This window comes from Hephaestia mangrovi (assembly GCF_019880555.1).
Classification (GTDB): Bacteria; Pseudomonadota; Alphaproteobacteria; order Sphingomonadales; family Sphingomonadaceae; genus Sphingomonas; species Sphingomonas mangrovi.
Window position 1 is genome coordinate 182,155 of the sequence record NZ_JAINVU010000002.1, and the last position, 26,062, is coordinate 208,216.

21 protein-coding genes are annotated in these 26,062 nt (G+C 66.3%); 12 read left to right on the forward strand and 9 right to left on the reverse strand.

Going from position 1 to position 26,062, the window contains the following annotated elements; translation table 11 throughout:
* Nucleotides 1–22: 22 nt before the first annotated feature.
* Nucleotides 23–1,231: a TCR/Tet family MFS transporter gene (locus K7G81_RS04845; protein WP_223029634.1), complete on the reverse strand. Its 1,209-nt coding sequence runs from the start codon at nt 1,229–1,231 to the stop codon at nt 23–25.
* A 266-nt stretch (nt 1,232–1,497) separates the two neighbouring features.
* Between K7G81_RS04845 and K7G81_RS04850 the strand changes: the two genes are divergently transcribed.
* The 3 genes from K7G81_RS04850 to K7G81_RS04860 are packed head-to-tail and all read left to right on the forward strand — an operon-like array spanning nt 1,498 to nt 4,305.
* Nucleotides 1,498–2,733 (forward strand): acyl-CoA dehydrogenase family protein, encoded by a 1,236-nt coding sequence (locus K7G81_RS04850; protein WP_223029635.1) that lies wholly within the window; start codon nt 1,498–1,500, stop codon nt 2,731–2,733.
* 26 nt (nt 2,734–2,759) lie between these two features.
* Complete coding sequence (locus tag K7G81_RS04855) at nt 2,760–3,827, forward strand: acyl-CoA dehydrogenase family protein (RefSeq protein WP_223029636.1); 1,068 nt, start codon at nt 2,760–2,762, stop codon at nt 3,825–3,827.
* 31 nt (nt 3,828–3,858) lie between these two features.
* The gene (locus tag K7G81_RS04860) at nt 3,859–4,305 is read left to right on the forward strand and encodes an acyl-CoA thioesterase (RefSeq protein WP_223029637.1); all 447 of its coding nucleotides are present in this window, start codon (nt 3,859–3,861) and stop codon (nt 4,303–4,305) included.
* Between the two features lie 163 nt (nt 4,306–4,468).
* Here K7G81_RS04860 and K7G81_RS04865 read toward each other — a convergent pair whose 3' ends face one another.
* Nucleotides 4,469–5,704: a TetR/AcrR family transcriptional regulator gene (locus K7G81_RS04865; RefSeq protein ID WP_369412037.1), complete on the reverse strand. Its 1,236-nt coding sequence runs from the start codon at nt 5,702–5,704 to the stop codon at nt 4,469–4,471.
* A gap of 312 nt (nt 5,705–6,016) precedes the next feature.
* On the opposite strand from K7G81_RS04865, the gene K7G81_RS04870 reads away from it, so the two are divergent.
* The 6 genes from K7G81_RS04870 to K7G81_RS04895 all read left to right on the forward strand — a co-directional run bounded on the left by K7G81_RS04870 (nt 6,017) and on the right by K7G81_RS04895 (nt 12,320).
* The gene (locus K7G81_RS04870) at nt 6,017–7,294 is read left to right on the forward strand and encodes an acyl-CoA dehydrogenase family protein (RefSeq protein WP_223029639.1); all 1,278 of its coding nucleotides are present in this window, start codon (nt 6,017–6,019) and stop codon (nt 7,292–7,294) included.
* 118 nt (nt 7,295–7,412) lie between these two features.
* On the forward strand, nt 7,413–8,495 hold the full coding sequence (locus K7G81_RS04875) for a Zn-dependent alcohol dehydrogenase (protein ID WP_223029640.1): 1,083 nt from the start codon (nt 7,413–7,415) through the stop codon (nt 8,493–8,495).
* A 68-nt stretch (nt 8,496–8,563) separates the two neighbouring features.
* Nucleotides 8,564–9,547: a phosphotransferase family protein gene (locus K7G81_RS04880; protein WP_223030119.1), complete on the forward strand. Its 984-nt coding sequence runs from the start codon at nt 8,564–8,566 to the stop codon at nt 9,545–9,547.
* Between the two features lie 9 nt (nt 9,548–9,556).
* Nucleotides 9,557–10,321, forward strand: coding sequence for an SDR family oxidoreductase (locus K7G81_RS04885; RefSeq protein ID WP_223029641.1), 765 nt, complete (start codon nt 9,557–9,559; stop codon nt 10,319–10,321).
* A gap of 11 nt (nt 10,322–10,332) precedes the next feature.
* Entirely contained in the window at nt 10,333–11,130 is a 798-nt protein-coding gene (locus tag K7G81_RS04890; RefSeq protein WP_223029642.1) for an SDR family NAD(P)-dependent oxidoreductase, read from the forward strand.
* Between the two features lie 53 nt (nt 11,131–11,183).
* Entirely contained in the window at nt 11,184–12,320 is a 1,137-nt protein-coding gene (locus K7G81_RS04895) for an energy transducer TonB (protein WP_223029643.1), read from the forward strand.
* A 4-nt stretch (nt 12,321–12,324) separates the two neighbouring features.
* Here K7G81_RS04895 and K7G81_RS04900 read toward each other — a convergent pair whose 3' ends face one another.
* The 6 genes from K7G81_RS04900 to K7G81_RS04925 form a co-directional block, all read right to left on the reverse strand.
* Nucleotides 12,325–13,212: an acyl-CoA thioesterase gene (locus K7G81_RS04900; protein ID WP_223029644.1), complete on the reverse strand. Its 888-nt coding sequence runs from the start codon at nt 13,210–13,212 to the stop codon at nt 12,325–12,327.
* A 13-nt stretch (nt 13,213–13,225) separates the two neighbouring features.
* The gene (locus tag K7G81_RS04905; protein WP_223029645.1) at nt 13,226–14,353 is read right to left on the reverse strand and encodes an acyl-CoA dehydrogenase family protein; all 1,128 of its coding nucleotides are present in this window, start codon (nt 14,351–14,353) and stop codon (nt 13,226–13,228) included.
* A gap of 92 nt (nt 14,354–14,445) precedes the next feature.
* Complete coding sequence (locus K7G81_RS04910) at nt 14,446–15,600, reverse strand: acyl-CoA dehydrogenase family protein (RefSeq protein ID WP_223029646.1); 1,155 nt, start codon at nt 15,598–15,600, stop codon at nt 14,446–14,448.
* The gene (locus K7G81_RS04915) at nt 15,597–16,907 is read right to left on the reverse strand and encodes an amidase family protein (protein ID WP_223030120.1); all 1,311 of its coding nucleotides are present in this window, start codon (nt 16,905–16,907) and stop codon (nt 15,597–15,599) included. Before K7G81_RS04915 ends, K7G81_RS04910 begins: the two co-directional genes overlap by 4 nt.
* 157 nt (nt 16,908–17,064) lie before the next feature.
* Entirely contained in the window at nt 17,065–19,092 is a 2,028-nt protein-coding gene (locus K7G81_RS04920) for a 3-hydroxyacyl-CoA dehydrogenase NAD-binding domain-containing protein (protein WP_223029647.1), read from the reverse strand.
* 125 nt (nt 19,093–19,217) lie between these two features.
* Complete coding sequence (locus K7G81_RS04925) at nt 19,218–20,453, reverse strand: serine hydrolase domain-containing protein (RefSeq protein WP_223029648.1); 1,236 nt, start codon at nt 20,451–20,453, stop codon at nt 19,218–19,220.
* Nucleotides 20,454–20,580: 127 nt separating this feature from the next.
* Here K7G81_RS04925 and K7G81_RS04930 point away from each other — a divergent pair, with 127 nt between their 5' ends.
* Both K7G81_RS04930 and K7G81_RS04935 read left to right on the forward strand, forming a co-directional pair.
* A complete protein-coding gene (locus tag K7G81_RS04930; RefSeq protein WP_255586623.1) occupies nt 20,581–22,326 on the forward strand; it encodes a class I adenylate-forming enzyme family protein in 1,746 nt (581 codons plus the stop codon).
* Nucleotides 22,327–22,372: 46 nt separating this feature from the next.
* A complete protein-coding gene (locus K7G81_RS04935) occupies nt 22,373–23,101 on the forward strand; it encodes a Crp/Fnr family transcriptional regulator (RefSeq protein ID WP_223029649.1) in 729 nt (242 codons plus the stop codon).
* Nucleotides 23,102–23,211: 110 nt separating this feature from the next.
* On the opposite strand, the gene K7G81_RS04940 is transcribed toward K7G81_RS04935, so the two are convergent.
* Complete coding sequence (locus K7G81_RS04940; RefSeq protein ID WP_223029650.1) at nt 23,212–24,564, reverse strand: M28 family metallopeptidase; 1,353 nt, start codon at nt 24,562–24,564, stop codon at nt 23,212–23,214.
* A gap of 144 nt (nt 24,565–24,708) precedes the next feature.
* Here K7G81_RS04940 and K7G81_RS04945 point away from each other — a divergent pair, with 144 nt between their 5' ends.
* Nucleotides 24,709–25,947: a polyhydroxyalkanoate depolymerase gene (locus K7G81_RS04945; protein ID WP_223029651.1), complete on the forward strand. Its 1,239-nt coding sequence runs from the start codon at nt 24,709–24,711 to the stop codon at nt 25,945–25,947.
* Nucleotides 25,948–26,062: the final 115 nt, after the last annotated feature.

The window sequence follows — 26,062 nt, forward strand, 5'->3', positions numbered from 1 at the left end:
TACGCGATATTCGAAACGTGTCCTAGACGGCATCGACGGTGGTTGCCGGGACCATCGTCGTGATAATCAGCATGGCAGTGGCGATCAGCACGCCGGCGAGGATGAAGGCGAGCCCGTCGAACCCGATTCGCGCGCCCCAGGCGAGCGATTGCGCGGCGAGCAGCGGCCCGAGAATCGCCGCGACGCTGTTCATGCTGCCGATCCCGCCCTGCAGCGCGCCCTGGCGCGTGGCATCGACCATCCGCGAGAGGATGCCGTTGAGCGCGGGCCAGGCGAAGGCGCCGAGGCAGCCGATCAGGAAGAAGGCATAGACCTGCCAGCCCTGGGTGACGAAGGCATAAGCGATCAGGCAGGCGGCGCCGCAGCCGAGCCCGAGGATCGCCGCGCCACGCTCCCCGAAGCGCGTGACGACACGATCGGTGAGGAAAACCTGGACGAGGAACTGGAGGAAGCCGACCCAGGCGAGGCTCCAGCCGATCGCGCCGGCATCCCAGCCGAAGCGGATCGACGCCCAGAAGGACCAGGTGGCGGGATAGACCACGCCGCCCAATTGCCACAGGAACCAGGCGACGAGCAGCGGCGCGGCGCGGCCGGCATGGAACAGCGGCTTGAACGCGCCGATGACATGCGCGTCGCGCAGCGCGAACGGCCGGCGGTTTTCCGGCTCGAGCGTTTCGGGTAGGAAAAACAGCATCGCCAAGGCGTTGATCGCGGCGAGCGCGGACGCGGTGATGAACGGTGCGCGCGGCCCGAAGGTGGCGACGAGGCCGCCGAGCGCCGGGCCGAGGATGAAACCGATACCGAATGCGGCGCCGAGCAGGCCGAAGCTCGCGGCGCGCTTCTCGGGCGGCGAAACGTCGGCGATCACCGCGCCGGCAGGGCCGTAGATCGCGCCGGTGAGCCCGGCGATCGCGCGGCCGAGGAACAGCCAGGCAAGCGTCGGCGCGGCGGCGGTGATGCCGTAATCGATCGCGAAGGCGAACATCGCGCAGATCAGCACCGGGCGGCGGCCGAAACGGTCGCCGAGATTGCCGACCACCGGGCCGGCGAAGAATTGCGCGATGGCGAACACCGCGAGCAGCCAGCCGGCAACCCGCGTCGCGGCGGGGAGATCGAGATGGCCGAGCCGGGTTATCAGCGCGGGCAGCACCGGCATGATGATGCCGAAGCCGATCACGTCGATCACCACCGCGACGAGCACGATCGGGACGGCGCGGTGTTCGAAACGCATCGAATTCGCTCCTGTCAGGTCGGCGGTCGAGGTGAAGTGGAGAAAGTGGAGAGTGTCGCGCGGTTTCTGCCGGACCGGCGCATCAGTGGTAAATTTTCGGGCGGCAGGGAGGAGTCGAGAACATTGGCAGAACATGGCATATTTCGATCGTGTAGGAAAGGGGGCCGCTCGCGGCATCGCCGGCGCGACGGCGCTCTTTCCCTGCGCCGCGATGTGTGCGATGGCAAAGTGCATACCCGATATTCGGATTCGATGGAGAGGATGACATGGCGACCGTGGCCGAACCGGACACCCGGGCCGACAGCATCGAGGCGTTCCGCGCCGAGGCGCGCGATTGGCTGGCGGCGAATTTCCCAGCGAGCCTGAAGGGCAAGGACAATGGCTTGTCCGCGCTGGAGGGGCCGACCGAGCTGTCGGCCGACGAGGCGGCGTGGAAGCAGGCGATGGGCGAGAAGGGGTGGGGCGTGCCGACCTGGCCCAGGGAATATGGCGGCGGCGGGCTGAGCCGGGCCGAGGCGCGCGTGCTGGCCGAGGAAATGGCGCGCGCCGGCGCATGGAATCCGATCGGTGGCATGGGGGTGATGATGTTCGGGCCGACGCTGCTCGAATATGGTTCCGAGGAGCAGAAACGCGAGCATATCCCGGCTATCGCCAGGGGCGAGGTGCGCTGGTGCCAAGGCTATTCGGAGCCCAATGCCGGATCGGACCTCGCCAATTTGCAGACCTTCGCCGAGGGAGCTTTTGATGAAGAGTGGGGCGACCATTATGTCGTCAACGGCCAGAAAACCTGGACGAGCGGCGGGCAATGGGCCGACAAATGCTTCGCGCTGGTCCGCACCGACAAGACCAACAAGCACGGCGGCATCAGCTTCCTGCTGATCGACATGGACTCGCCCGGCGTCGAGACGCGGCCGATCCGCCTGATCTCGGGCAGCTCGCCCTTCTGCGAGACCTTCTTCACCGACGTGAAGGTGCCCAAGGCGAATCGCGTCGGCGAGGAAGGGCAGGGCTGGACGATCGGCAAGCGCCTGCTCCAGCACGAGCGCCAGAATCTGTCGGGCGGCGGATCGAGCGCGAGCCGGTTCTTCGCCGGCAAGAGCCTGCATGACCTCGCCAAGGAATATCGCGGCGTCGATGCCGAGGGGCGGATCGCCGATGCCGATCTGCGCATGCGGATCGTGCGGCACGAAATGGACGTGCGCGCCTTCATGGCGACGCTGCGCCGCGCCGCGCTGGAAGCCAAGGCGCAGGCCGGGCCGTCCGCGGCCAGCTCGATCATGAAGAATGTCGGCGCGCGGATCACGCAGGAGCGCGCCGAGCTGGCGATCGAGATCATGGGGATGCAGGGCCTGGGCTGGGAGGGCGAGGGCTTCAGCGCGGACGAGCTGGCGCAGACGCGGACCTGGCTGTGGGGCAAGGCCGTGTCGATCTACGGCGGATCGAGCGAGATCCAGAACAACATCGTCGCCAAGCGGATGCTCGGGATGCTGGATCACCAATAAGCGCGATCGCGGAGCGGAGAGAATAGATGGCGGTTCTGAACGACGAACAGGCGATGCTGCGCGACATGGCGCGCGAATGGGTCGACAACGAAGCCCCGGTCAGCGCCTATCGCAGGATGCGCGACACGGCGCCGGCGGCAGGCTTCGACGCGGCGAGCTGGGGCGAGATCGGGCAGATGGGCTGGCCGGGGATCGTCGTGCCCGAGCAATATGGCGGGTCGGCGTTCGGCTACCTCTCGCTCGGGCTGGTGCTCGAGCAGATGGGGCGCAATCTCGTCGCCGCGCCGCTCGCCGCCAGCGCGGTCGCGGCGACGGCGATCGCCGAGGGCGGATCGGATGCGGTGAAACAAGCGTGGCTGCCGCGGATCGCCTCGGGCGAGGTGGTGGCCGCGCTGGCGATCGACGAGGGGCCGCGGCACGATCGCCGGTTCGAGGCGAGCATCAGCGGCGGCGCGCTGAGCGGGCACAAGGCATTCGTGGCGGAAGGCGACAGCGCGGGCGTGTTCGTCGTCGCGGCGGCGGACGGGCTGTATCTGGTCGATGGCGCTGCTGACGGGGTGGCGCGCTCGCCGCGGCGGCTGATCGACGCGCGCAGCCATGCCGACGTGCGGTTCGACGGCGCGGCGGCGGAAAAGCTGGGCGATACGGCGCTGACCGATCGGGTGTGCGACCTTGCGGCGACGGCGGCGGCGGCGGAGATGCTGGGGCTGGCGAGCCAGGCGTTCGAGACGACCAACGCCTATCTCAAGCAGCGCGTGCAATTCGGCCAGCCGCTGGCGACGTTCCAGGCGCTGCAGCATCGCATGGCGAAGATGTTCACCGAGCTCGAACTGATGCGTTCGGTGGTCGAGGCGGCGCTGGAGGCGATCGACGCGGGGCGATCCGATCTCGACCAGGCGGCGTGTTTGGCCAAGGCGGTGGCGGGCGAGACGGTGCACCTGGTCAGCCGCGAGATGATCCAGCTCCACGGCGGCATCGGCATGACCGATGAGCACGATGCCGGCTTCTACATGAAGCGCGCGCAGGTGCTGGAGACGATGTGGGGATCGGCGGCGTGGCAGCGCGAGCGGTTCGCCCGGATGAATGGCTATTGATCGGACGCGCGGCCCGTCGCATCGCGGCGGCATGACCATCAGACCGGGCTACGCCTTTTCGACGCGCTTCAAGGTGCGTTACGCCGAGATCGACGGGCAGCGCGTGGTGTTCAACTCGCGCTACCTCGAATATGCCGATGTCGCCGTCACCGAGTTCTGGGAATGGACCGGGATCGGCGACAAGCTGGGCGCGGCGTGGCACGACACCGAGTTTCATGTGCGGCGCGCAGCGGTCGATTATCTCAAGCCGCTGGTGCTGGGCGACACGATCGAGGCGTTCGTGCGGATCGAGGCGATCGGCAGGTCGAGCCTCACCACCGGCTTCGCGCTCGCCAACCAGCGCGGCGAGCTGTGCGCCGAGATCGAGATGGTGACGGTCAACGTCCATTTGCCGACCGGGCGGCCGATCGCGATCGCGGATGAGGTGCGGGCATTTCTGGAGGCGCTGATCGCGGCGCAGCCGGAGCGGGTGGCTTGAGGGGCGCACGTTGCTGACGGCCGTCATGCTGAACTTGTTTCAGCATCCATGGAGCGACGCCAGCCGGGGCGCTCGATGCCGATGGAGCACCATGGACCCTGAAACAAGTTCAGGGTGACGATTCCAATGATATCCTCGCGTCGCCCTTCGATGCTGCGGCAGATTACCCTCGCAGCACGCGATCGTCGAACAGGCCGAACGCGAGCGTGCTGGCGTACATCGCGACGGCGCGGTCGCGGGGCATGGTGCTGGCCCATTTGCGCATGTCGAAGGCGGCGTTCTGGAGCGCCATCAGCGTCTGCGCGGCGACCAGGGGATCGATCGCGCGGATCGAGCCTTCGGCAATGCCGTCCGCCATCGTGCCGGCGAAGCGCCGCGCGATGCGGTTCGAGCGATCGACCATCTCGGCGCGCACCCGCGGCGGCAGGCCGTGAAGCGCGGTGGTGCGCAACAGGGGCCCGCGTTCGGAGAATTGCACGTCGAGCAGGGTCGCGATCGTGCTCGACAGGCGGTGCCAATAGGAGCCGGGCAGCGCATCGGCCTCGCCCTGCGCGGCGGCGATGGTATCGAAGCTGCGCTTGTAGCAGGCAATCACCAGATCGTCCTTGGCGTCCAAGTGATGGTAGAAGCTGCCCTTGGTGACGTTCAATTCGCTGGCGATCTTCTGCACCGAGGCGCCGCGATAGCCGAGCTCGTTGATCAGGCGGGTGGCGGCGCGCAGGAATTGCTCGCGCCCCGGCACCGCCTCGTCATGATCGAGGTCGATGATGTCGGGCGTCCAGCGCGCATCGGGCGCGGCGATGCCACGGGCGAACACGTCCATCAGCCGCGCTTCGATGCGGGCATATTGATCGGGATCGTAACGGACCAGCCAGATCGGCAGCCAGAAGGTGTTTTCTAGGAGGACGTGGGCGCGGGCGCCGTAGAGATCGTGCTCGGCCTTGTTCGAGCCTTCGCCCCACAAGCCGCGCGTCTTGCGGAACACCTCGCGCCAGCCGGCGAGCAGCGGGCCCTTGAACGGCTCCTCCATCGCGCGGAGATCGGAGAGCACGGCGACGGCCTGTTCCGCGCCCTGCTCGATACGGGCGCAGCGCTGCATGTTGATCGCAAGGTAGCGGGCAACGCGGGCCTCGGGCGTCGGCTCCTCCATCGCCTCGTCGAGCATCGCCATCAGCGTGTCGAGCGTATTCTCGAAACAGGCAGCGGCGAGATCGTCCTTGCGCTTGAAATAATAGGTGACGCTGGTGGTGTTGAGGCCGACGCGGCGCGCGACATCGGCGAAGGTCATGCCTTTGGCGGATTGCTCGTTGATCGCCTGCGCAGCGGCGGCGAGAATCGCGTCGCGCTTTGCCCGGAAGCGCTTGGTCGCGCCTTCATGTTCGTCCCTGACCGACGCCACTCGCCCCTCCATAACCCTCTTGCCGCGTCGGCGATGCCGAAGCCGGATACGGCACCGGCCCGCTCCCCCGCTCGGCCACCCCATGAAAACAGCCTTGCCGGGTGGCCGGGTGGGGAGCGGGCCGGTGCCGAACTCCGCGCAAGTGAAATGAACTCTAGCAGCTTCGTTTCGAAGGAACAGTCCCTTTTGTGGCGATTCGGTGACGCTGCGGTTTGTGGGCCGGCAGACGTCGAAATCCGCCGATCTGCGGCTTTACCGAAGATGCGGTATGGTTTAGGCCGGGCATCAAACGAGAATCTTGGAGGATGCGTCATGGATTTCACGCTGAGCGATCGCGAGACGTATTGGCGCGATCGGGTGAAGGATTTCATCGATCGCGAGATCCGGCCGCGCAACGAGGATTATGCCCGGCAATCGCATGAGGGCGAACGCTGGAAAGTGATTCCAGTGATCGAGGAGGTCAAGGAAAAAGCCAGGGCGGCGGGGCTGTGGAACTTCTTCATGCCGCCGCGTTCGGGCCGCCCGCATGTCGACGATTCGTTCGAGTTCGAGGGCGAGCAGCTGACCAATCTCGAATATGCGTTATGCGCGGAGGAGATGGGCAAGGTCGGCTGGGCGAGCGAATGCTTCAACTGCTCGGCGCCCGATACGGGAAACATGGAGGTGCTGCTGCGCTACGGAACGCGCGAGCAGAAGGAGCGCTGGCTGCGGCCGTTGATGAACGGCGAAATCCGTTCGGCCTTCCTGATGACCGAGCCGGCGGTGGCGTCGTCGGACGCAACCAATATCCAGACGAGCATGGTCCGCGATGGCGACCATTATGTCGTCAACGGGCGCAAATGGTGGTCGAGTGGCGTCGGCGATCCGCGCTGCAAGGTGGCGATCCTGATGGGCAAGACCGACCCCGACGCCAACCGACACACGCAGCAATCGATGATGATCCTCGACATGGAAAGCCCGGGGGTGACCATCGAGCGCATGTTGTCGGTCTATGGCTATGACCATGCGCCGCACGGCCATGGCGAGGTGGTGCTGGAGAATGTGAAGGTGCCGGCGGAGAACATCCTGCTCGGCGAAGGGCGCGGGTTCGAGATCGCGCAGGGGCGGCTCGGGCCGGGGCGCATCCATCACTGCATGCGCACGATCGGAGTCGCCGAGACGGCGATCGAGGCGATGGCCAAGCGGCTGCTGACCCGCGTCGCGTTCGGCAAGCGCATCGCCGATCATTCGGTGTGGGAACAGCGCATCGCCCGCGCGCGGATCGATATCGAGATGACCCGGCTGCTCTGCCTCAAGGCCGCCGATATGATGGACAAGGCCGGCAACAAGGCGGCGCAGCAGGAAATCGCGATGATCAAGGTGCAGGCGCCGACCATGGCGTTGCAGATCCTCGACGACGCGATCCAGGCGCATGGCGGTGGCGGGGTGAGCCAGGATTTCCGCCTGGCGCACGACTGGGCGGCGATGCGGACGCTGCGCTTCGCCGACGGGCCGGACGAGGTCCACAACCGGGCGATCGCGCGGCATGAGTTCGGGAAATATGCCGAGCTGCCCGAAGCGGTCGCGGCGAAGGAAATGGTGCGGCGCTGACCTTGATCCCCGTCATTCCCGCGCAGGCGGGAATCCAGACGGGCTGACGTGTTTGAAAGCAACTGCGCTTAGCGGTTCTGGATCCCCGCCTGCGCGGGGATGACGGAAGGAGAGGAACTTGAAAGCAGCCGTCCTGTTCGAGGCAAAGACGCCGCTGTCGATCGAAGAGGTGTCGGTATCGAAGCCCAGCCCGCACGAGGTGCTGATCCGCACCGCGGCGGTCGGTGTGTGCCGATCCGACCTGCATTTTGTCGACGGCGCCTATCCGCACCCGATGCCGACGATTCCTGGGCACGAAGCCGCCGGCGTGGTCGAGGCGGTGGGCGACGAAGTATCGTCGGTGAAGGTCGGCGATCATGTCGTCACATGCCTGTCCGTGTTCTGCGGGCATTGCGAGCATTGCGTGACGGGGCACATGTCGCTCTGCGTCGATAGCAGCACCAAGCGACCCAAGACCGCGCCGCCGCGGCTCAGCATGGGCGATCAGACGGTCCACCAGATGCTCAACCTGTCGGCCTATGCCGAGCAGATGCTGGTCCACGAACATGCTTGCGTGGCGATCGACCGCGACATGCCGCTCGATCGCGCCGCGCTGATCGGCTGCGCGGTGACGACGGGCGCCGGGGCGGTGTTCAACACCACCGACGTGACGCCGGGCGAGACGGTGTGCGTCGTCGGGTGCGGCGGGATCGGGCTGGCGGCGGTCAACGCGGCGAAGATCGCCGGCGCGGGCAAGATCATCGCGCTCGATCCGGTGGCCGAGAAGCGCGCGCTCGCCGAGAAGCTGGGCGCGACGCACAGCATCGATGCGCTGTCGGAAACCGCGGCGGACGAGGTGGTCGAGATTTCGCGCGGCGGCGTGCATCACGCGATCGAGGCGGTCGGGCGACCGCAATCGGCGGCGACCGCGGTCAAGGTGCTGCGGCGCGGGGGCACGGCGACGATCCTGGGCATGATGCCGCTGGCCGAGAAGGTCGGGCTGTCAGCGATGGATTTGCTGTCGGGCAAGAAGCTGCAGGGCGGTCTGATGGGATCGAACCGCTTCCCGGTCGATATCCCCCGGCTGGTCGATTTCTACATGCGCGGGCTGCTCGATCTCGACACGATCATCGCCGACCGGATGCCGCTCGAGCGGATCAATGACGCATTCGATGAGCTGCGCAAGGGCGACACGACACGATCGGTGGTGGTGTTCGGGTGACTGGCGAGATCAACACGATCCCGGTCGCCGAGAAGGACCGGCTCGACGAGGCGAAGCTGACCGAGTGGATGGTGGCCAATGTCGAGGGCTTCACCGGCCCGCTGACCTACGCCAAGTTCGCCGGCGGGCAGTCCAACCCCACCTATCGCATCGACAGTCCCTCGGGCAGCTATGTGCTGCGCCGCAAGCCGTTCGGGCCGTTGCTGCCCTCGGCGCACGCAGTCGATCGCGAATATCGGCTTATCGCGGGGCTCTATCCCACCGGCTTTCCGGTCGCGCGGCCATACGAGTTGTGCACCGACGAGAGCGTGATCGGCGCGGTGTTCTACGTGATGGGCTATGCCGACGGGCGCAATCTGTGGGACGGCACGCTGCCCGACTATGCGCCCGCCGAGCGCACCGCGATCTACCATGCGATGGGCGACACGCTCGCGGCGCTGCACAAGACCGATTACGTGGCGGCGGGGCTCGGCGATTACGGCAAGCCGGGCAATTATTTCGAACGCCAGGTCGCGCGCTGGACCAAGCAATATCGGATGAGCGAAACCGAGCACATGCCCGAGGTCGAGCGGCTGATCGAGTTCCTGCCAAGGACGATCCCGCCGCAGGAGCGTACCGCGATCGTTCACGGCGATTATCGCATCGACAACATGATCTTCGCGGCATCCGAGCCGCGCGTGCTGGCGGTGCTCGACTGGGAGTTGTCGACGCTGGGCGATCCGCTGGCGGACTTTTCCTACTTTCTGATGAGCTGGGTGACCGAGCCCGAGGGGCGTTCGGGGGTGAAAGGCCGGACCGGCGGCGAAACGGGCATTCCAACGATGGAAGAGATGGTCGATCGTTATTGCGCAGCAACCGGCCGCGACGGCGTGCCTGATCTCAACTGGTATTTCAGCTACAATCTGTTTCGGCTGACCGGCATCGTCCAGGGCATCAAGAAACGCATCGTCGACGGCACCGCATCGAGCGCGCAGGCGGAGAAATCGGCCGCCGGCGTCTATCGGCTGGCCAAGGCGAGCTGGGATTTCGCGGTCAAGGCCGGGGCGGAATAGGAGATCAGCATGTCGCAATTCGATCTGACCGGAAAGGTCGCGATCGTCACCGGCTCGTCGCGCGGGATCGGTAAGGCGAGCGCGATCGAACTCGCCGAGCAGGGCGCGAAGGTGGTGATATCGAGCCGCAAGCAGGAAGCGTGCGACGCGGTCGCCGCCGAGATCAACGCGCAATATGGCGAGGGCACGGCGATCGCCGTTGCCGCTAACATTTCCGATAAGGCCGGGTTGCAGCATCTGGTCGACGAGACGCGGCGCGTGTTCGGCAAGGTGGACGTGCTGGTCTGCAATGCGGCGTCGAACCCCTATTACGGGCCGCTGGCCGGGATTAGCGACGATCAATTCCGCAAGATCCTCGACAACAACATCCTCTCCAATCACTGGCTGATCCAGATGGTGGCGCCCGAAATGCGCGAGCGCGGCGAGGGGAGCATCATCATCATTTCGTCGATCGGTGGCCTCCGCGGCTCGCCGGTGATCGGCGGGTACAACGTCTCGAAGGCGGCCGACTTCCAGCTCGCGCGCAATTATGCCGTCGAATACGGGCCGGACGGCGTGCGGGTGAACTGTATCGCGCCGGGGCTGATCCGCACCGATTTCGCCCGTGCGCTTTGGGAAGACCCGGAGACCGAGAAACGCAGCACCAAGGGCGCGCCGCTGCGCCGCATCGGTGAGCCGGAGGAGATCGCCGGCGCGGTGGTGTTCCTGGCCTCGAAGGCAAGCGCGTTCATGACCGGGCAGGCGATCGTGATCGACGGCGGCGTGACGATCTGAAGGAGAGGGTAATGCGGTTCACCGGAAAATCGATCATCGTCACCGGCGCCGGCTCGGGGATCGGCCGTGCGACATCGCGGCTGTTCGCGGCCGAGGGCGGGCGGGTGATCGTCGCCGACAAGACCGACGGCGCCGACGAGACCGCCGAGCTGATCGCGAAGGACGGCGGCGTCGCGCACGCGATCCGCATGGACGCGGGCAGCGAGGATGAGGTCGTGCGCACCGTCGCGCTGGCGTGTGAAAAGTTCGGCGGGCTCGACGTTATCTACGCCAATGCCGGCATTTCGGGCGGTATTCCGGGCCTGTTCGATTGCACGGTCGAGATGTGGCAGGACATCCTGCGGGTGAACCTGATCGGTCCGTTCCTCGCGATCAAGCATGCCGCGCCGAAGATCATCGAGCGCGGCAAGGGCGCGATCGTCTGCACCGCGAGCGTCGCGGGGCTGCGATCGGGCGCGGGCGGGCCGCCTTATTCGGCGTCGAAGGCCGGCGTCATCAACCTCGTCCAGACCGCGGCGCAGCAGCTTTCGGGCAGCAATGTGCGCGTCAACGCGATCTGCCCCGGCCTGATCGAGACCGGCATGACCAAGCGCGCGTATGACTATGCGCGCGAGCACGGCAAGGAGGACAAGATCGGCCGGCTCAATCCGCTCAGGCGCGGCGGCGAGCCCGAGGAAATCGGCCAGGTGGCGCTGTTCCTCGCCTCCGATGATGCGAGCTACGTCAACGGCCAGGCGATCGTCGTCGACGGCGGGCTGTCGTCGAGCCACCCGGTGACACGCCAGGAGTTCGGCAAGACGGCGGCGTGAGTTGTGCAACATCTTGACTTGAAAGCGTAACCGGCCGGGCGCAGTCTGTCGGCATGATCGCCGCTTTCCTGTTCGCGTCGCTGCTCGCTGCCGGCCAGCACATCCCACCGCCCGCCGTCGGCGTGCCGCCGCCCGCCGCCGATGTGCCCATGCCGCCGGTGCCGATCGACAGGCAAAGGTTCGTTTCCTTTTCGCCGGGCGCGATAGATTGCGGCGGCGTCGCGGTGGCGCCCGATCGCCGCGAGGAACCGTATCCCTCGGTCGGCTTCGCTTATTCGAACGACCAGCCGCTGCCGGCGACAGGATTTTATCGGCTGCGCTTTTCGATCGACGGTAGCGGCCGGCCTGAAGACATCGCCGTCGACAAGGACGATCTGCCGCACTGGATCGACCGGAGCGATATCATGCCGGCATTCGCGGCGTGGCATTTCGCCGCCGCGGCACCGCGCCAGGGGTGCGTTATCGCTTTTGCAATCCACGATTATCCGATCAGCGCCGCACCGCCGGCCGAAGCGATGCGCTATTTTGCGATGAAGGGCGGCGACCGCGATCTGTTCGAGCGGACCATTCCGAAAGGATCGACGTGCTTCCAGCCGAACGCGCCCGCCGAACTGGTGCGCGTCTGGCCCGATTTCGAGACGATCCCGCAGCCGCCGGGCACCCGCAGCTTCACGATGATCGGCTATGACATCAATCGCCACGGCAAGCCGATCCACGTCCATGTCGTCGCTTCGGACGGCAATCGCGTGCTCGATGCCAAAGGCGTCGCCGCGATGAAGCGGTCGCGATATGTGAACGGCGCGCGGAGCGGATGCACCTATCCGTTCCGGCGTACGCCGATTGCGCCGCTGAAAGCGCCGCCCAGCCCGGATGTTGCGGCATTCCGCCCCCCTGACGCCGATTGCGACGGCGTGGGCGCGTGGACCAACCTCGCGCTCACCACCTTTCCCGAAGCGTTTCGCAAGCGATCGATCGAAGGCTGGGCGATCGTTCGATATGATGTCGCGCCATGGGGCGAGACGGGCGATTTCAACGTTCTGAAAGCGGAGCCCGCCGAGGCGTTCGGCACCCAGGCGATCGAGACGATCCGGCGATCGACCAAGCCGCCGTCGAAGCGCGGCTATACCGGCTGCGTCGATAAGGTGGCGTTCAAGATGACCAAGCCGGGAAGCAACGAAACGATCGATTGATCGCTCATTCGCGCATCCGGATCAGGCCTTCCTGCGCGGCGCTGGCGACGAGGCGGCCGTCCTGGGTGAAGATGCGGCCGCGATTGAAGCCGCGGGCATGGCCGGCCCAGGGGCTGTCGCAGGCGTAGAGCAGCCACTCGTCGGCGCGGAGCGGCTCGTGGAACCAGAGCGCGTGATCGAGGCTCGCGGTCTGGATCTTGTGCGTCATCCAGTTGATCCCGTGCGGCAGCATCGAGGTGCCGAGCAATGACATGTCCGAGGCATAGGCCAGGATCGCGCGGTGCATCGCGGCATCGTCGTCGATCGGCGAGACGAGGCGGAACCAGCTATATTGGGTCGGCTCGCGCGGTTCGGGGCGGAACCAGGAGCGCGGGTGGACCGGGCGGATTTCGATCGGCCGCGCGCGGAGCATGTGGCGGCGCCATTTCTCGGGGATCTCGTCGGCCATCTCGTGGCGCAGTTCGGCGTCGGACTTGAGGGTTTCGGGTGCCGGAACGTCGGGCATCGTGTCCTGATGATGGAGGCCGTCCTCGGGCGTCTGGAAGCTGGCCGCCATGTTGAGGATCGGCTTGCCCTGCTGCATCGCGATGACGCGGCGGGTGGCGAAGCTGCGGCCCTCGAAATCGCGCACGACGCGGAAGATGATCGGGAAATCCTCGCTACCGGGGCGCATGAAATAGGCGTGGAGCGAGTGGGCGGTCTTGGGCTCTTCGGTCGAACGCTGAGCGGCCTGGAGCGCCTGCGCGATCACCTGCCCGCCGAACACGCGGCCGACGCCGCCGGGCTGGCGGGCGCCGCGATAGAGATCGGTGTCGAGCTCCTCGATGGTCAGCAGGTCGACCAACGCGCGGGTGAGCTCGGCGGGCGGCGTATCGGGAGCGGCGTTATCCATGCCCGGTCGGTTATCAATAGCCGGCCGCGCGCGCCAGTTGGTCCGCGTGGAAATTGGCGTCGCCGAACATCTCCGCCAACACGCGGGCGCGCTTCATGTAGAAGCCGATGTCATATTCGTCGGTCATGCCGATGCCGCCGTGCATCTGCACGCCCTCCTGAACCGCGAGCGTGGTGGCCATGCCGGTCATCGCCTTGGCGACCGAGACCGCATCGTCGGCGCTGTCGTCGCCGGCATCGAGCAATTGCTGCGCCTTGAGGACGGCGGCGCGGGCGACCTCCATCTCGCTGTAGAGATGCGCGGCGCGGTGCTGGAGCGCCTGGAAGCTGCCGATCGGCTGGCCGAATTGCTTGCGTTCTTTCAGGTAACCCACGGTCATGTCCATCGCGCCGCCGCCGACGCCGAGCAACTCGGCCGAGGCGCCGGTGCGGCCGGCGGCGAGCAGGCGCTTGAGCGGGCCGCCGCCGGCATCGACCTCGCCGATCACCGCATCGGCATCGACCTCCACGCCGTCGAAGCGAAGCCGCGACGCGAGGCTGGAATCGGCGAGGCGTTCGGGAGTGTTGGTGAGGTTGGCGGCGTCGTTCGGGATCGCGAACAGGGTGATGCCGTCCGCCTCATCCGGGCGGCCGGCGGTGCGGGCGGCGACGAGGATGACGTCGGCGACATGGCCGTGGGTGACGAACTGCTTGGCGCCGGTAAGGCGGAAGCCGTTGCCGGAACGCTCCGCCGTCATCGCGATTTCGGCGCGGTGCTTGGGGCCTTCGTCGATCGCCAACGCGGCGACCGCCTCGCCGGACAGGATGCCGGGGAACCAGCGGTCGGCGTGCGGGGTGCCCTTCAACGCCTCGACCGCGGCTACGGCGGTCGAGAGGAACGGGGAGGGCGAGAGGTTACGGCCGATCTCCTCCAGCACCACGCCCGCTTCGACATGGCCGAGACCGAGGCCGCCGGCGTCTTCGCCGATCAGGATACCGGTGAACCCCATCTCGGCGAACTGCTTCCACAGATCGCGCGAGAAGCCGGTGGCGTCGCCCGCGTCGCGTAACGCGCGGAGGTGGCTGACGGGGGCATGTTCGGCGACGAAGTCCTTCGCGGTGTCGCGGAGCATCGTCTGTTCGTCATTGAGGAATAAGGGCATCGTTTTCGCTTTCGTCATTCCAGCGAAAGCTGGGATCTTGCGCCACGGGAGCGCGCTATCGATAAAGACCCCGGCCTTCGCCGGGGTGAGGCTTAGGAAGGCAATTCCAGAATCCGTTTGGCGATGATGTTGAGCTGGATTTCGCTCGTCCCGCCCTCGATCGAATTGGCCTTGGTGCGCAGCCAGGCGCGGGCGTCGGCGCCGTGGTTCGAGGCCTCGCTTTCCCATTCGAGCGCGTCCGAGCCGCCGGCGGCCATCAGCAGCTCGTGGCGCGTCTTGTTCAGCTCCGTGCCGTAATATTTCATCATCGAAGGCTGGGCGGGATGCGCCTTGCCGGCCTTCAATTCATCGATGAAGCGTTCGGACTGTATCGCGAAGGCGCGCGCGCGGACCTGGAATTGCGCGATGCCGGCGCGCAGGATCGGATCGACGCCGCCGCGCGCCGCATCGACCAGCGGGTCGCCGGTCGATTGGCCGAGGCCCATGCCCGAGATCATCTCGCGCTCGTGGCCGAGCAGATATTTGGCAACGTCCCAGCCCTTGTTCTCCTCATAGACGCGCTGCGATTTGGGCACCTTCACATTGTCGAAGAAGGTTTCGCAGAACGGCGAATAGCCGGAGATGAGCAGGATCGGCTTGGTGGAGACGCCCTCGCTCGCCATGTCGAACAGCAGGAAGCTGATGCCGCCCTGCTTCGATTCCTTCGATGTGCGGACGAGGCAGAAGATCCAGTCGGCCTTGTCGGCATAGCTGGTCCAGACCTTCTGGCCGTTGACGATATAATGGTCGCCGGCGTCCTCCGCCGAGGTGGCGAGACCGGCGAGATCGGAGCCGGCGTTCGGTTCGGAATAGCCCTGGCACCAGCGGATTTCGCCGCGCGCGATTTCGGGCAGGAAGCGCTTCTTCTGCTCCTCGGTGCCGTATTTGAGCAGCGCCGGGCCGAGCATCGAGATGCCGAAGCTGTTCAGCGGATTGCGCGCGTGGATGCGGCGCAGTTCCTCGCGCAGCACCTTGGTTTCGGCCGGGCTGAGCCCGCCGCCGCCATATTCTTTCGGCCAATCAGGGACGGTCCAGCCGCGCGCGCCCATCGCATCCATCCATTGCTTCTGCGCCGGGGTGAGCATGGATTGATCGCGGCCGCCCCAGCAGGCGTCCTTTTCGGAGCGCATCGGCTCGCGCATCTCGGGCGGGCAATTCGCCTCCAGCCAGGCGCGGGTTTCGGTGCGGAACGTGTCGAGGTCGGTCATTGGTCGCTCCAGACGAGATCGTGCGCGGCGCGCGCGACGGCGATGGCGGTGAAATCCTGGTTGGCGTCGGCGATCACCTGCACGCCGATCGGCAGGCCGTCGGCATCGCGGCCGACGGGCACGCTGGTCGCCGGCAGCATCGGGAAGGTGGCGAGGCCGGGATAAGCGAGCTGCAGGCCGAATTGCGTATCCTCGCCATCGATATCGAGCCGCCGGTCGGCGATCGGGGTATCGTCGTGCGGAAAGGCGGTGGTGCCCCAGGCGGGGGCGATCACCGCGTCATAGGTGTGGAACAGGCGCTGCCAGGCGCGGACGTTGCGGTCCTGCGCGGCCTGCAGCATGAACCAGTCGTCGAGCGTCGGCGCGGGACGACCGTCCTGCGGCTGCCCGCGCGTCATCGCGACGTTCAGCATGTGCATATAATGCCCGTATTGCTCGACGAGATCGGGCAGGAAGTCGCTGGCCCGATCGACGCGGGCGCCGGCGTCTGCGAAAGCGTCGCCCACATCGAAGATCGCCTGCTTGATCGTATCCTGCACCCTGGCGACGGGATGCTCGGGGAGCAGCAGGACATGCCAGTCGCCCGGGTCGCGCGCCGGCGGTTTGGGCAGCGGCATGTCGGCAAGGACGGCGAGCTCGGCGGCAAGGTCGTCGGGGTCGGCGGCCATCGGGCCGATCACCGATAGCGCGAGGCGGACGAGATCGGTGCGCGGGAAATAATGGCCGTCGGGATTGAGCGCGGTGTAGGTGGGCTTGTGGCCCCAGACGCCGCAGAACGCGGCGGGCACCCGGATCGACCCGCCGATGTCCGAGCCGATCTCGATCGGCACATAGCCCGCCGCGAGCGCCGCCGCCGCGCCGCCGGATGATCCGCCGGAAACGCGGGCGTGGTCGTGCGGATTGCGGGTGCGGCCGTAATTGGGGTTGTTCGATTGCAGATCGGCGAGGCCGACGGGTACGTTGGTCTTGCCGAGGATCACCGCGCCCGCCGCCTTCATCCGCTCGACCGCGACGGCATCGGCTTGCGCGATGTGATCGGCGTGCTCCTCGAAGCCCCAACTTGTCGGCAAGCCGGCGACGTCGAAGCTTTCCTTGACCGTCATCGGGACGCCGAAGAACGCGCGGTCATCGGGCCCGGCCTCGTCGAGCGCCTTGGCAGCGGCGCGGGCGCGATCGAAATCGCGGACGACGACGGCGTTGATTTCCGCGTCGCCAGCTTCGATGCGGGCGATCGCGGCCTCGGTTTCGGCCAGCGCGGTGGTTTCGCCCGCACGGATCGCGGCGGCGGTGGCGAGGGCGGTGCGCATCACCACCCGATCCTCCCCGGGACGGGGAGGGGGACCATGCGCAGCATGGTGGAGGGGGTTCTCCACGCAACGCAGCGCCAGTGGAGCCCCCCCTCCACCACGCCGCTTCGCGTCGCGGTCCCCCTCCCCGTGCCGGGGAGGATCGAGTCGGACGCGCTCATGACGTGAACCGTTCGCCTTTGTCCGCTTTCTCCCTGAGCAGCGGGGCGACCTTGAAGTCGTGCTTCTCGAGGCCCCCCACGATCTTCTTCAGCCCCTCGGTATCGGCCCAAAACATCGGGCCGCCGCGATAGACCGGCCAGCCATAGCCGTAGATCCACACCACATCGATGTCCGACGCGCGTTGCGCCTTGCCCTCGGCGAGGATCAGCGCACCTTCGTTGACCATCGGATAAAGTGTGCGTTCGACGATCTCCTCGGTCGTCACCTCGTGCTGCGGGGTGCCCGTCTTCTTGCGGAAATCCTCGATGATCTCGGCGACGCGCGGGGAGGGCGAGGGGTTCCTTTTGTCGTCATAATCGTAGAAGCCGGCCTTGGTCTTCTGGCCCCAGCGCTTTTCTGCGGCGAGCGCGTCGCGGATGCTTTCGATCCGCGTGGGGTCGCGGTGCCAGCCGATATCGACCCCGGCGAGATCGCTCATCTGGAACGGACCCATCGGCATCCCGAAATCGACATGGACCTTGTCGATCTGTTCGGGCGTGGCGCCCTCCATCAGCAGCTTCATCGCCTCGACCTGGCGCGGCATCAACATACGGTTGCCGATGAAGCCGTGGCAGACGCCGGCGACCACCGCGACCTTCCTGATCTTCTTGGCGAGCGCCATCACCGTGGCGAGCACGTCGTCGGCGGTCTTGTCGCCGCGCACGACCTCGAGCAGCTTCATGACGTTGGCCGGCGAGAAGAAGTGCATGCCGAGCACGTCCTCCGGCCGCTTCGTGACGGACGCAATCTCGTTGATGTCGAGATAGGAGGTGTTGGACGCCAGGATCGCGCCGGGCTTGGCGAGCGCGTCGAGCTTGGTGAAGATGTCTTTCTTCACGTCCATATTCTCATAGACCGCCTCGATGATGAGGTCGCAATCGGCGAGATCGTCGAGCTTGAGCGTGGGGGTGAGCAGGCCCATCGCGGACTCGACCTGCTCGGGCTTGATCCGGCCCTTGGCGGCGGTGGCTTCGTAATTCTTGCGGATGACCCCCGTGCCGCGGTCGAGCGCCTCCTGCTGCATCTCGACGATGGTGACGGGGATGCCGGCCGACAGGAAGTTCATCGAGATGCCGCCGCCCATCGTGCCGGCGCCGATCACGCCGACCTTTTTCACGTCGCGGAGTTTGATGTCGTCGGCGATGCCGTCGATCTTCTGCGCCTTGCGCTCGGCGAAGAAGATGTGGCGCTGGGCTGCGGACTGCACGCCCATCATCAGCTTCATGAACTCGGCGCGCTCGAACTGGACGCCTTCCTCATACGGCACCTCGGTCGCCTTGACGACGCAGGCGATGTTGGCGGCCGGCGCGTCGAAACCGCGGAAGCGGCGGGCGTTGGCCTTCTTGAACGCTTCAACGGCTTCCGGGTCGGGCTTGGCGGTTTTCTGGCTGGCGCGCGGCAGCGGCTTGTGGAGGCAATCGCGGGCGAACTTGATCGCATCGGCCTCGAGGCTGTCCTCGCCGGCGAGCGTGTCGATCAGCCCGGCGTCGAGCGCCTTCTTGGCGGGGATCGGATCGCCCTTCGCGCACATTTCGAGCGCGAGCGCCACGCCGGCGAGGCGGGGCGCGCGCTGCGTGCCACCGGCGCCGGGCAGCAGGCCGAGCTTGACCTCGGGGAAGCCGAGCTTCGCCGACGACACGGCGATGCGATAATGACAGCCAAGCGCGACCTCGCAGCCGCCGCCGAGCGCGGTGCCGTGAATCGCCGCGATCACCGGCTTGTCGGCAGCCTCGATCATGTCGACCAGGGTGGGGAGCGCGGGCTCCTGCATCGGCTTGCCGAATTCGGTGATGTCGGCGCCGGCGAAGAAGGTGCGGCCGTCGCAGCGGATCACCATGGCGTGGATACTATCGTCTTCGACGCCTTGCTTGACCGCAGCCTCCAGCCCCTGTCGTACCGCAGCGCCCAGCGCGTTGACCGGCGGGTTGTTGGAAACGATGACGAGGACATTGCCGTCGCGGTGGGTGGTAATCGGGCTGGTCATTTTTCTCTCCTCGTTCCCCGGCGAAGGCCGGGGTCCAGTATCGATGGTGGCAGTTGGCTGGCGGCGCGCTTCGTTGCGGCAGCCTTGCCAACTGGACCCCGGCCCTCGCCGGGGTGGTGACTCGTTTATGTCAGCGCCGAATAGATCAGCGTCTTGAGCTCGCGGCGGATCGGGTAGATGTTGCTCGGGCTCATCTGCGTCATGAATATCATGTTGATGCGTTCGACCGGATCGATGAAGAATGCGGTCGAGAACATCCCGCCCCAATAATATTCGCCCGCCGAGCCGGGGACCATCGTCTTGGCGACGTCGGTCGTCACCGCGAAGCCGAGACCGAAGCCGACCCCGGCATTGGTCGCCTCGCTGAACAGCGATTTCGACATGGTCGCGAGGTCCGAATTGCCGGGCAGGTGGTTCATCGTCATCAGCTCGATCGTCTTGCGACCAACGATCCGCACACCATCGAGTTCGCCGCCTGCCAGGCACATGCGGCAAAAGCGGTGATAATCGTGGGTGCTCGATACCAGCCCGCCGCCGCCCGAAAGCTGGGTGGGCCTGCGCGCCCAGGCGCTGGTCGCGCCGGGATCGTACATCACGCGGCCCTTGCCGGCGACGAAAGTGTAGCAATCGGTGAGCCGCTCGAGCTTGTCGGCGGGCACCTGGAAGAAGGTGTCCGCCATGCCCAATGGGGCGAAGATGTGTTCTGCGAAGAAGGCGTCGAGCTCCATGCCCGAGACGCGCTGGACGACGGCGCCGAGCACGTCGGTCGAGACCGAATAATTCCACGCGTCGCCGGGCGAGAATTCGATCGGCAGCTTGCCAAGCTCCGCCACGAACTGGTCGAGCGTCAGATGGCCGTGCCAGCGCTCCAGCCCGAGCAGACGATAGGCGGTGTCGACATTGGTGCGCTGCTGGAAGCTGTAGGTAAAGCCCGAGGTGTGGCGCAGCAGATCGACCATCAGCATCGGCCGCGCCGGCGGCTTGGTGAGGAACGGGACCGAGCGTTCGTTATTATATCCGCCGCCACCGTCATAGACGCCGACCTGCTTCAGTTCGGGCAAAACGTGGTGGACCGGCGTATCGAGCGCGACCTTGCCTTGCTCGACCAGCATCATGAAGGCGATCGAGGTGATCGGCTTGGTCATCGAGGCGATGCGGAACAAGGCATCGTCGGCGAGGCGCCCGCCGCCCTCGCGCGCGGTGCCGAGGCTGGCGAAATGCGCGATCTCGCCGTCTCGGGCGACGAGGATCTGGGCGTGCGGCAGCAGGCCCGAGTCGATGTACCGTTCTTTCAGGAAGGCATCGATTCGCGCCAGGCGATCGGCGTCGAAACCGTGGTGTCCGGTGCTCGTTCCGTGCATCCCCTCTCCATACCTTTCATTCAAACGCACTTCACCCTATTGCCTTGAGTGGCGCGAGAATCAACACTATCGTTTCTGGAAACGACGATAAAGCCAAACCCGACATTCAAGACCGGAGAGAACAGCCTTGGCCAGCGACCCAATCATCCCGCTCGATCCCGCCTGGCCGAAATGCACCCTGGCCGAAGCGACCGCGCTGCTGACGGCGCCGGGGCAGCGCTTCGAGATGGAGACGGTGGCAATCGACGGCGTGGCGACGCGGGTGTGGAAGAATGCGCCGCCCAACCTCGCGCTGCTGCTGCAGTTTTCGCGCAGCCATGGCGAGCGGCTGTTCACCGTGCATCAGGACGAGCGCGTCACCTACGAGGCCAATTTCCGCGCGGTGGCGACGCTCGCCAACCGGTTGCGCGAGCTGGGCGTGGGCAAGGGGGATCGCGTCGCGCTGGCGATGCGCAACATGCCCGAATGGCCGGTCGCATTCTTCGCGGCGGCGAGCCTGGGGGCGATCGTCGTCCCGCTGAATGCCTGGTGGACGGGGCCGGAGCTCGAATACGGGCTGGCCGATTCGGGCGCCAAGGTGCTGATCATCGATCGGCGGCGGCACGAACGGCTGGTGGAGCATTACGAGGCGCTGCCCGATCTTCGGCATGTGCTCGTCACCCGCGCGACCACCCCGCTCGACGGCAAGGCGAGCCGGCTGGAGGACGTGATCGGCACGCCGCACGATTGGCACGCGCTGCCCGATGCCGCGCTGCCCGAAGCGGCGATCGCGCCCGACGATGCCGCGACGATCTTCTATACCTCGGGCACGACGGGCCAGCCCAAGGGCGCGCTCGGCACGCATCGCAACCTGATGAGCAACATCATGTCGGGGGGCTTTTCGGCAGCGCGATCGTATCTCAGGCGTGGCGAAATGCCGCCGCAGCCCGAGCCGCGCACCGGGCTGCTCGTCATTCCGCTGTTCCATGTCACGGCGTGCAGTGCCTCGATGATGGGATCGATCGCGACCGGATCGACGCTGGTTTTCATGCGCAAATGGGATCCGGTCGAGGCGATGGAGATCATCGAGCGCGAGAAGGTCAATCTGACCGGTGGGGTGCCGACGATCGCCTGGCAATTGCTCGAGCATCCCGAGCGCGATCGCTATGATCTCTCGAGCCTGGAGAGTATTGCCTATGGCGGCGCGCCCTCGGCGCCCGAGCTGGTCAAGCGCATTCATGAGGAATTCGGCGCGCTGCCCGGCAACGGCTGGGGCATGACCGAGACGATGGCGACGGTGACGCATCACGCCGGCGAGGATTATCTCAACCGGCCCGACAGCGCGGGCCCACCGGTGGCGGCGGCCGATCTCAAGATCATGTCGGAGGACGGCACGCGCGAGCTGCCGGCGGGCGAGGTCGGCGAATTATGGGCGCGGGGGCCGATGATCGTGCGGGGCTATTGGAACAAGCCGCAAGCCACCGCCGAGACCTTCGTCGATGGCTGGGTGCGCACCGGCGATCTCGCGCGGCTCGACGAGGAGGGGTTTCTCTACATCGTCGATCGTGCCAAGGACATCGTCATTCGCGGCGGCGAGAACATCTATTCGGTCGAGGTCGAGAACGTGCTCTACGCGCATCCCGCCGTCACCGATTGCGCGCTGATCGGCATTCCGCATCACACGCTGGGCGAGGAGCCGGCGGCGGTGGTGCATCTGGCACCGGGAATGAGCGCGAGCGAGGCCGAGTTGCAGGAGTTCGTGCGCGCGCGCCTGGCCGGGTTCAAGGTGCCGGTGGCGATCCGCTTCGTCGACGAAACGCTGCCACGCAACGCCAACGGCAAGATCCTGAAGCGTGATCTGAAGGGACTGTTCGTCAGCGAACAGGCGGCCTGATCGTTCCGGAAGCGGACCTTTTCGGGTCGTCATTCGTAGTTGCGGGATGCTGATCGACAACTTCCTGCGCGGCCGGCGGCGACGCGAGATGAGCGACGAGGAACGGCGCGCGCTCGAGGACGCGATCGAGCGCGTCGACCGCCTGCCGGCGCGGCGCACCACACATCATCGCGGCGAGCGCGTGCGCAGCAGCACCTTGCTGCTGTCCGGCGCGATGTGCCGTTACATGGATGCGCGCGACGGCTATCGGCAACTCGTCGCTTATCAAGTGCCCGGTGATTTTCTCGATCTGCACGGCTATCCGCTGCAGCGGCTCGATCACGACATCGCGACGATCACCGCGGCGGAAGTGGCGGTGGTGCCGCACGATCGGCTGACCGCGATCACCGAGCGTTTCCCGCATCTCGGCCGGATGCTGTGGTTTTCGACGCTGCTCGACGCGGCGATGCACCGCGAATGGATTTTTCGCGTCGGCCGCTTAGAAGCGATCGGGCGGCTGGCGCATTTTCTCAGTGAAACGCGCGCGCGAATGGCGGCGATCGAGCGGGTCGATGCCGAAGGGTGGTTCGATCTGCCGTTGACGCAACAGGATCTCGGCGAGGCGTGCGGCCTGACCAGCGTCCACGTCAACCGCATGGTCAAGCGCCTGCGCGAGGACGGACTGGTCGAGTTCGGCGACAAGCGCGTGCGGGTGATCGATCCCGAACGGTTGGCGCGGATCGGGGAATTCAGCCCGGACTATCTGTATTTGAACGACGAGTTCCGGACGCCGTAGGACGAGTCCGTCATGCCGGACTTGTTCCGGCATCCAAAGCGCCTCAAGAGCAACGAGCCGTTTGAGCGCGGTGGATTGGATCCTGGAACAAGTCCGGGGTGACGGGCAAGCTATTTGTCTTCGCCCGGCTTGCCGCCCGGATTCCAGGCCGGCACGAAATCGCTGTTGGCGAGCCATTTCGCTGGACCGACCAGCGAGCGGATCGCCTTGGTCATGAACGGAATATCGAGATTGGCGAGCGTGTCGGTCGGCTGGTGGTAGGTCGGCGTTACGGCCCAGCCCGACAGCGTGTGCGCGACGACGCCCTTAAGCGCGAGCGCATAATTGTCCGAACGCTGGAAGAAATGCTGCTCGGGATAGGGGTCGCCGGCGACGAGCGCGCCATGCTGCTTGAGCGCGGCGCCCAGGTTCGAACGGTCGAAACCGGTCATCATCAGCGTGTCCCTGGGCAATTTGGGGTCTTGCGCGCCGATCATCTCGAACTCGATATTGGCGACGATATTGCCCAGGGGGACGGGCGGATGCTCGCCGAAATAGGTGGAGCCGAACTCGCCGATCTCCTCGCTGCCGTAGCAGACGAACAGGATGCTCCGCTTGGGCTGCTTGCCGGTGGCGAGCGCCTGCGCGAGCTCGAGCACCGCGGTGGTGCCCGAGGCATCGTCGTTGGCGCCGTGCATGATCGTGCCGTCGGGCAGCACGCCGAGGTGATCGAGATGCGCGGTGAACAGCAATGTCCCGGCATTGGGATCGGAGCCCTTGAGGTAGCCGATCGCGTTGGTTGTGGTGTTGCGCTGCTGCGTCGTCGCGACGTCGAGCGTGACCGTCTTGCCCGCCCGCCTGGCGAGCGCGGCGACCTGATCGGCGGGGACGATCGCGATGGTCGAGCGCGACTCGGGAGGCTGGCCGTCGAGATAGGTCGGCAGCCGCGGGCTACCGCCGAACATCGTCACCAGCTTGCGCGTCGCATCGCTCTCGGTAAGCAGCAGCAGCTTGACGTGCTTGGCCGAGGCGGCGCGCAGGAAAGCGATCGGATCGACATCGGCGGCGCTGACCAGCACGACATCTCCCTCGGGCATTGCGGCCGCGTCGCTTGATGAGGCGACGGTGAGCGTACCGCTGACCGTCGCACCCGAGCCGGCCAGCAAGGTCGGCGTGATCACCAGATCGTTGGCCGAAAGCTTCGCCGGCCGGGCGAGCGTTTCGCGAACCACCGTCGCGGTCTGCAGGTAGCTTGCCATGCCGGGCGCGTGGGTGAGGCCGTAGGACTGGAATTCGGAAGCGACATAGGCGGCGGCGATCGCCTCGTCGCGCGTCGCGCTGCCGCGGCCCTGCAGCGCGTCGCTGGCGAGGAACGCCTCATGCGCGGCGACCGAGCGTTCGGTGACGCCGCTCTGCGCGATGGCCGGCGCGGCGAGAACGAGCGCGCTCGCGGCGAGCAGGCGAGCGGTATGGCGACAGAACATGGCGATTCCCCCGAAAACGTGATCGAACGGGGGGTATGGCGCGGCCGCGCGCGCGTCAACGTGGCGCATCCTTCATTGCCAGCATCGTTTCACCCGCTTAAGGCGTTCAGACACCGGAAACCGGTTTCTGCTAGAAGGACGAGCATGCTCTACGACGCTTACGAATTGCAGCGATCATGGCTGGCCAGCGCCAGCGCGATGGCCAATGTCGGCGCGGGACTGCTCAACAATCCGGCGAATCCGTTCGCTTATTTCGGCGGCGGGCCGGTGCTGGCTTCGGCGCTGGAGGTGTTCGCGCACGCCGCGGCGCCGCGCGGCAAGCCGGCGTTCGGGCTCGATCGCACGACGATCGATGGCCGTGATGTCGCGGTGCATGAGGAGATCGTGGCCCGCAAGCCGTTCGGCCAGTTGAAGCGCTTCGTGCGCGAAGGCGTCGAGGGCGGGCCGAAGCTGATGATCGTCGCGCCGATGTCCGGCCATTATGCGACGCTGCTGCGCGGCACGGTCGAGCGGATGCTGCCGTTCGCCGACGTCTACATCACCGATTGGCGCGACGCGAAGCTGGTGCCGATGGCCGAAGGGCGGTTCGATCTCGACGATTATATCGATTACGTGATTGCGTTTCTCGAGGAAATCGGGCCGGGCGGGCATGTGCTGGCGGTGTGCCAGCCGTCGGTGCCGTGCCTCGCCGCCGCGGCGGTGATGAATGCCGATAACAACCCGTGCCGCCCGAAAACGCTGACGATGATGGGCGGGCCGATCGACACGCGCGAGGCGCCGACCGCGGTCAACCTCGCCGCCACCGAGCGGCCGCATGCCTGGTTCGAGCAGAACGCGATCGCCACCGTGCCGATGACCTATCCCGGCGCCGGGCGGCAGGTTTATCCCGGCTTCCTGCAATTGGCCGGGTTCATGTCGATGAACCTCGGCAACCACCTGATGTCGCATTGGGAAATGTTCAAGCATCTCGTCCAGGGCGATGACGAGAGCGCGGATCAGACCAAGGACTTTTACGACGAATATCTGTCGGTGTGCGACATGACGGCGGAATTCTATCTGCAGACGGTCGACCTGGTGTTCCAGACACATGCGCTGCCCGACGGGACGATGACGCATCGTGGCAAGCGGGTCGATCTCGGCGCGATCACCGACGTCGCGATCCTGGCGATCGAGGGCGAGCGCGACGACATCTCGGGGATCGGCCAGACCAGGGCGGCGCTCAAGCTGACGCCCAATCTGCCCGAGGCGATGAAACATTATCATCTCGCTGCGGGCGCCGGGCATTACGGCATCTTCAACGGATCGAAATGGCGCACGCGCATCGCGCCGGTGCTGGAAGACTGGATCACCAAGTTCGACGGGGCCGAGGCGAGGAAGGCCTAGCCACCTGAATCTAAAATTCGCGTCATAAGTGTCCGTCATGCTGAACTTGGTTCAGCATCCATGGCGCAACGCCGGCCGCTGTGCCTGACGGTGATGAAGCACCATGACCCTGAAA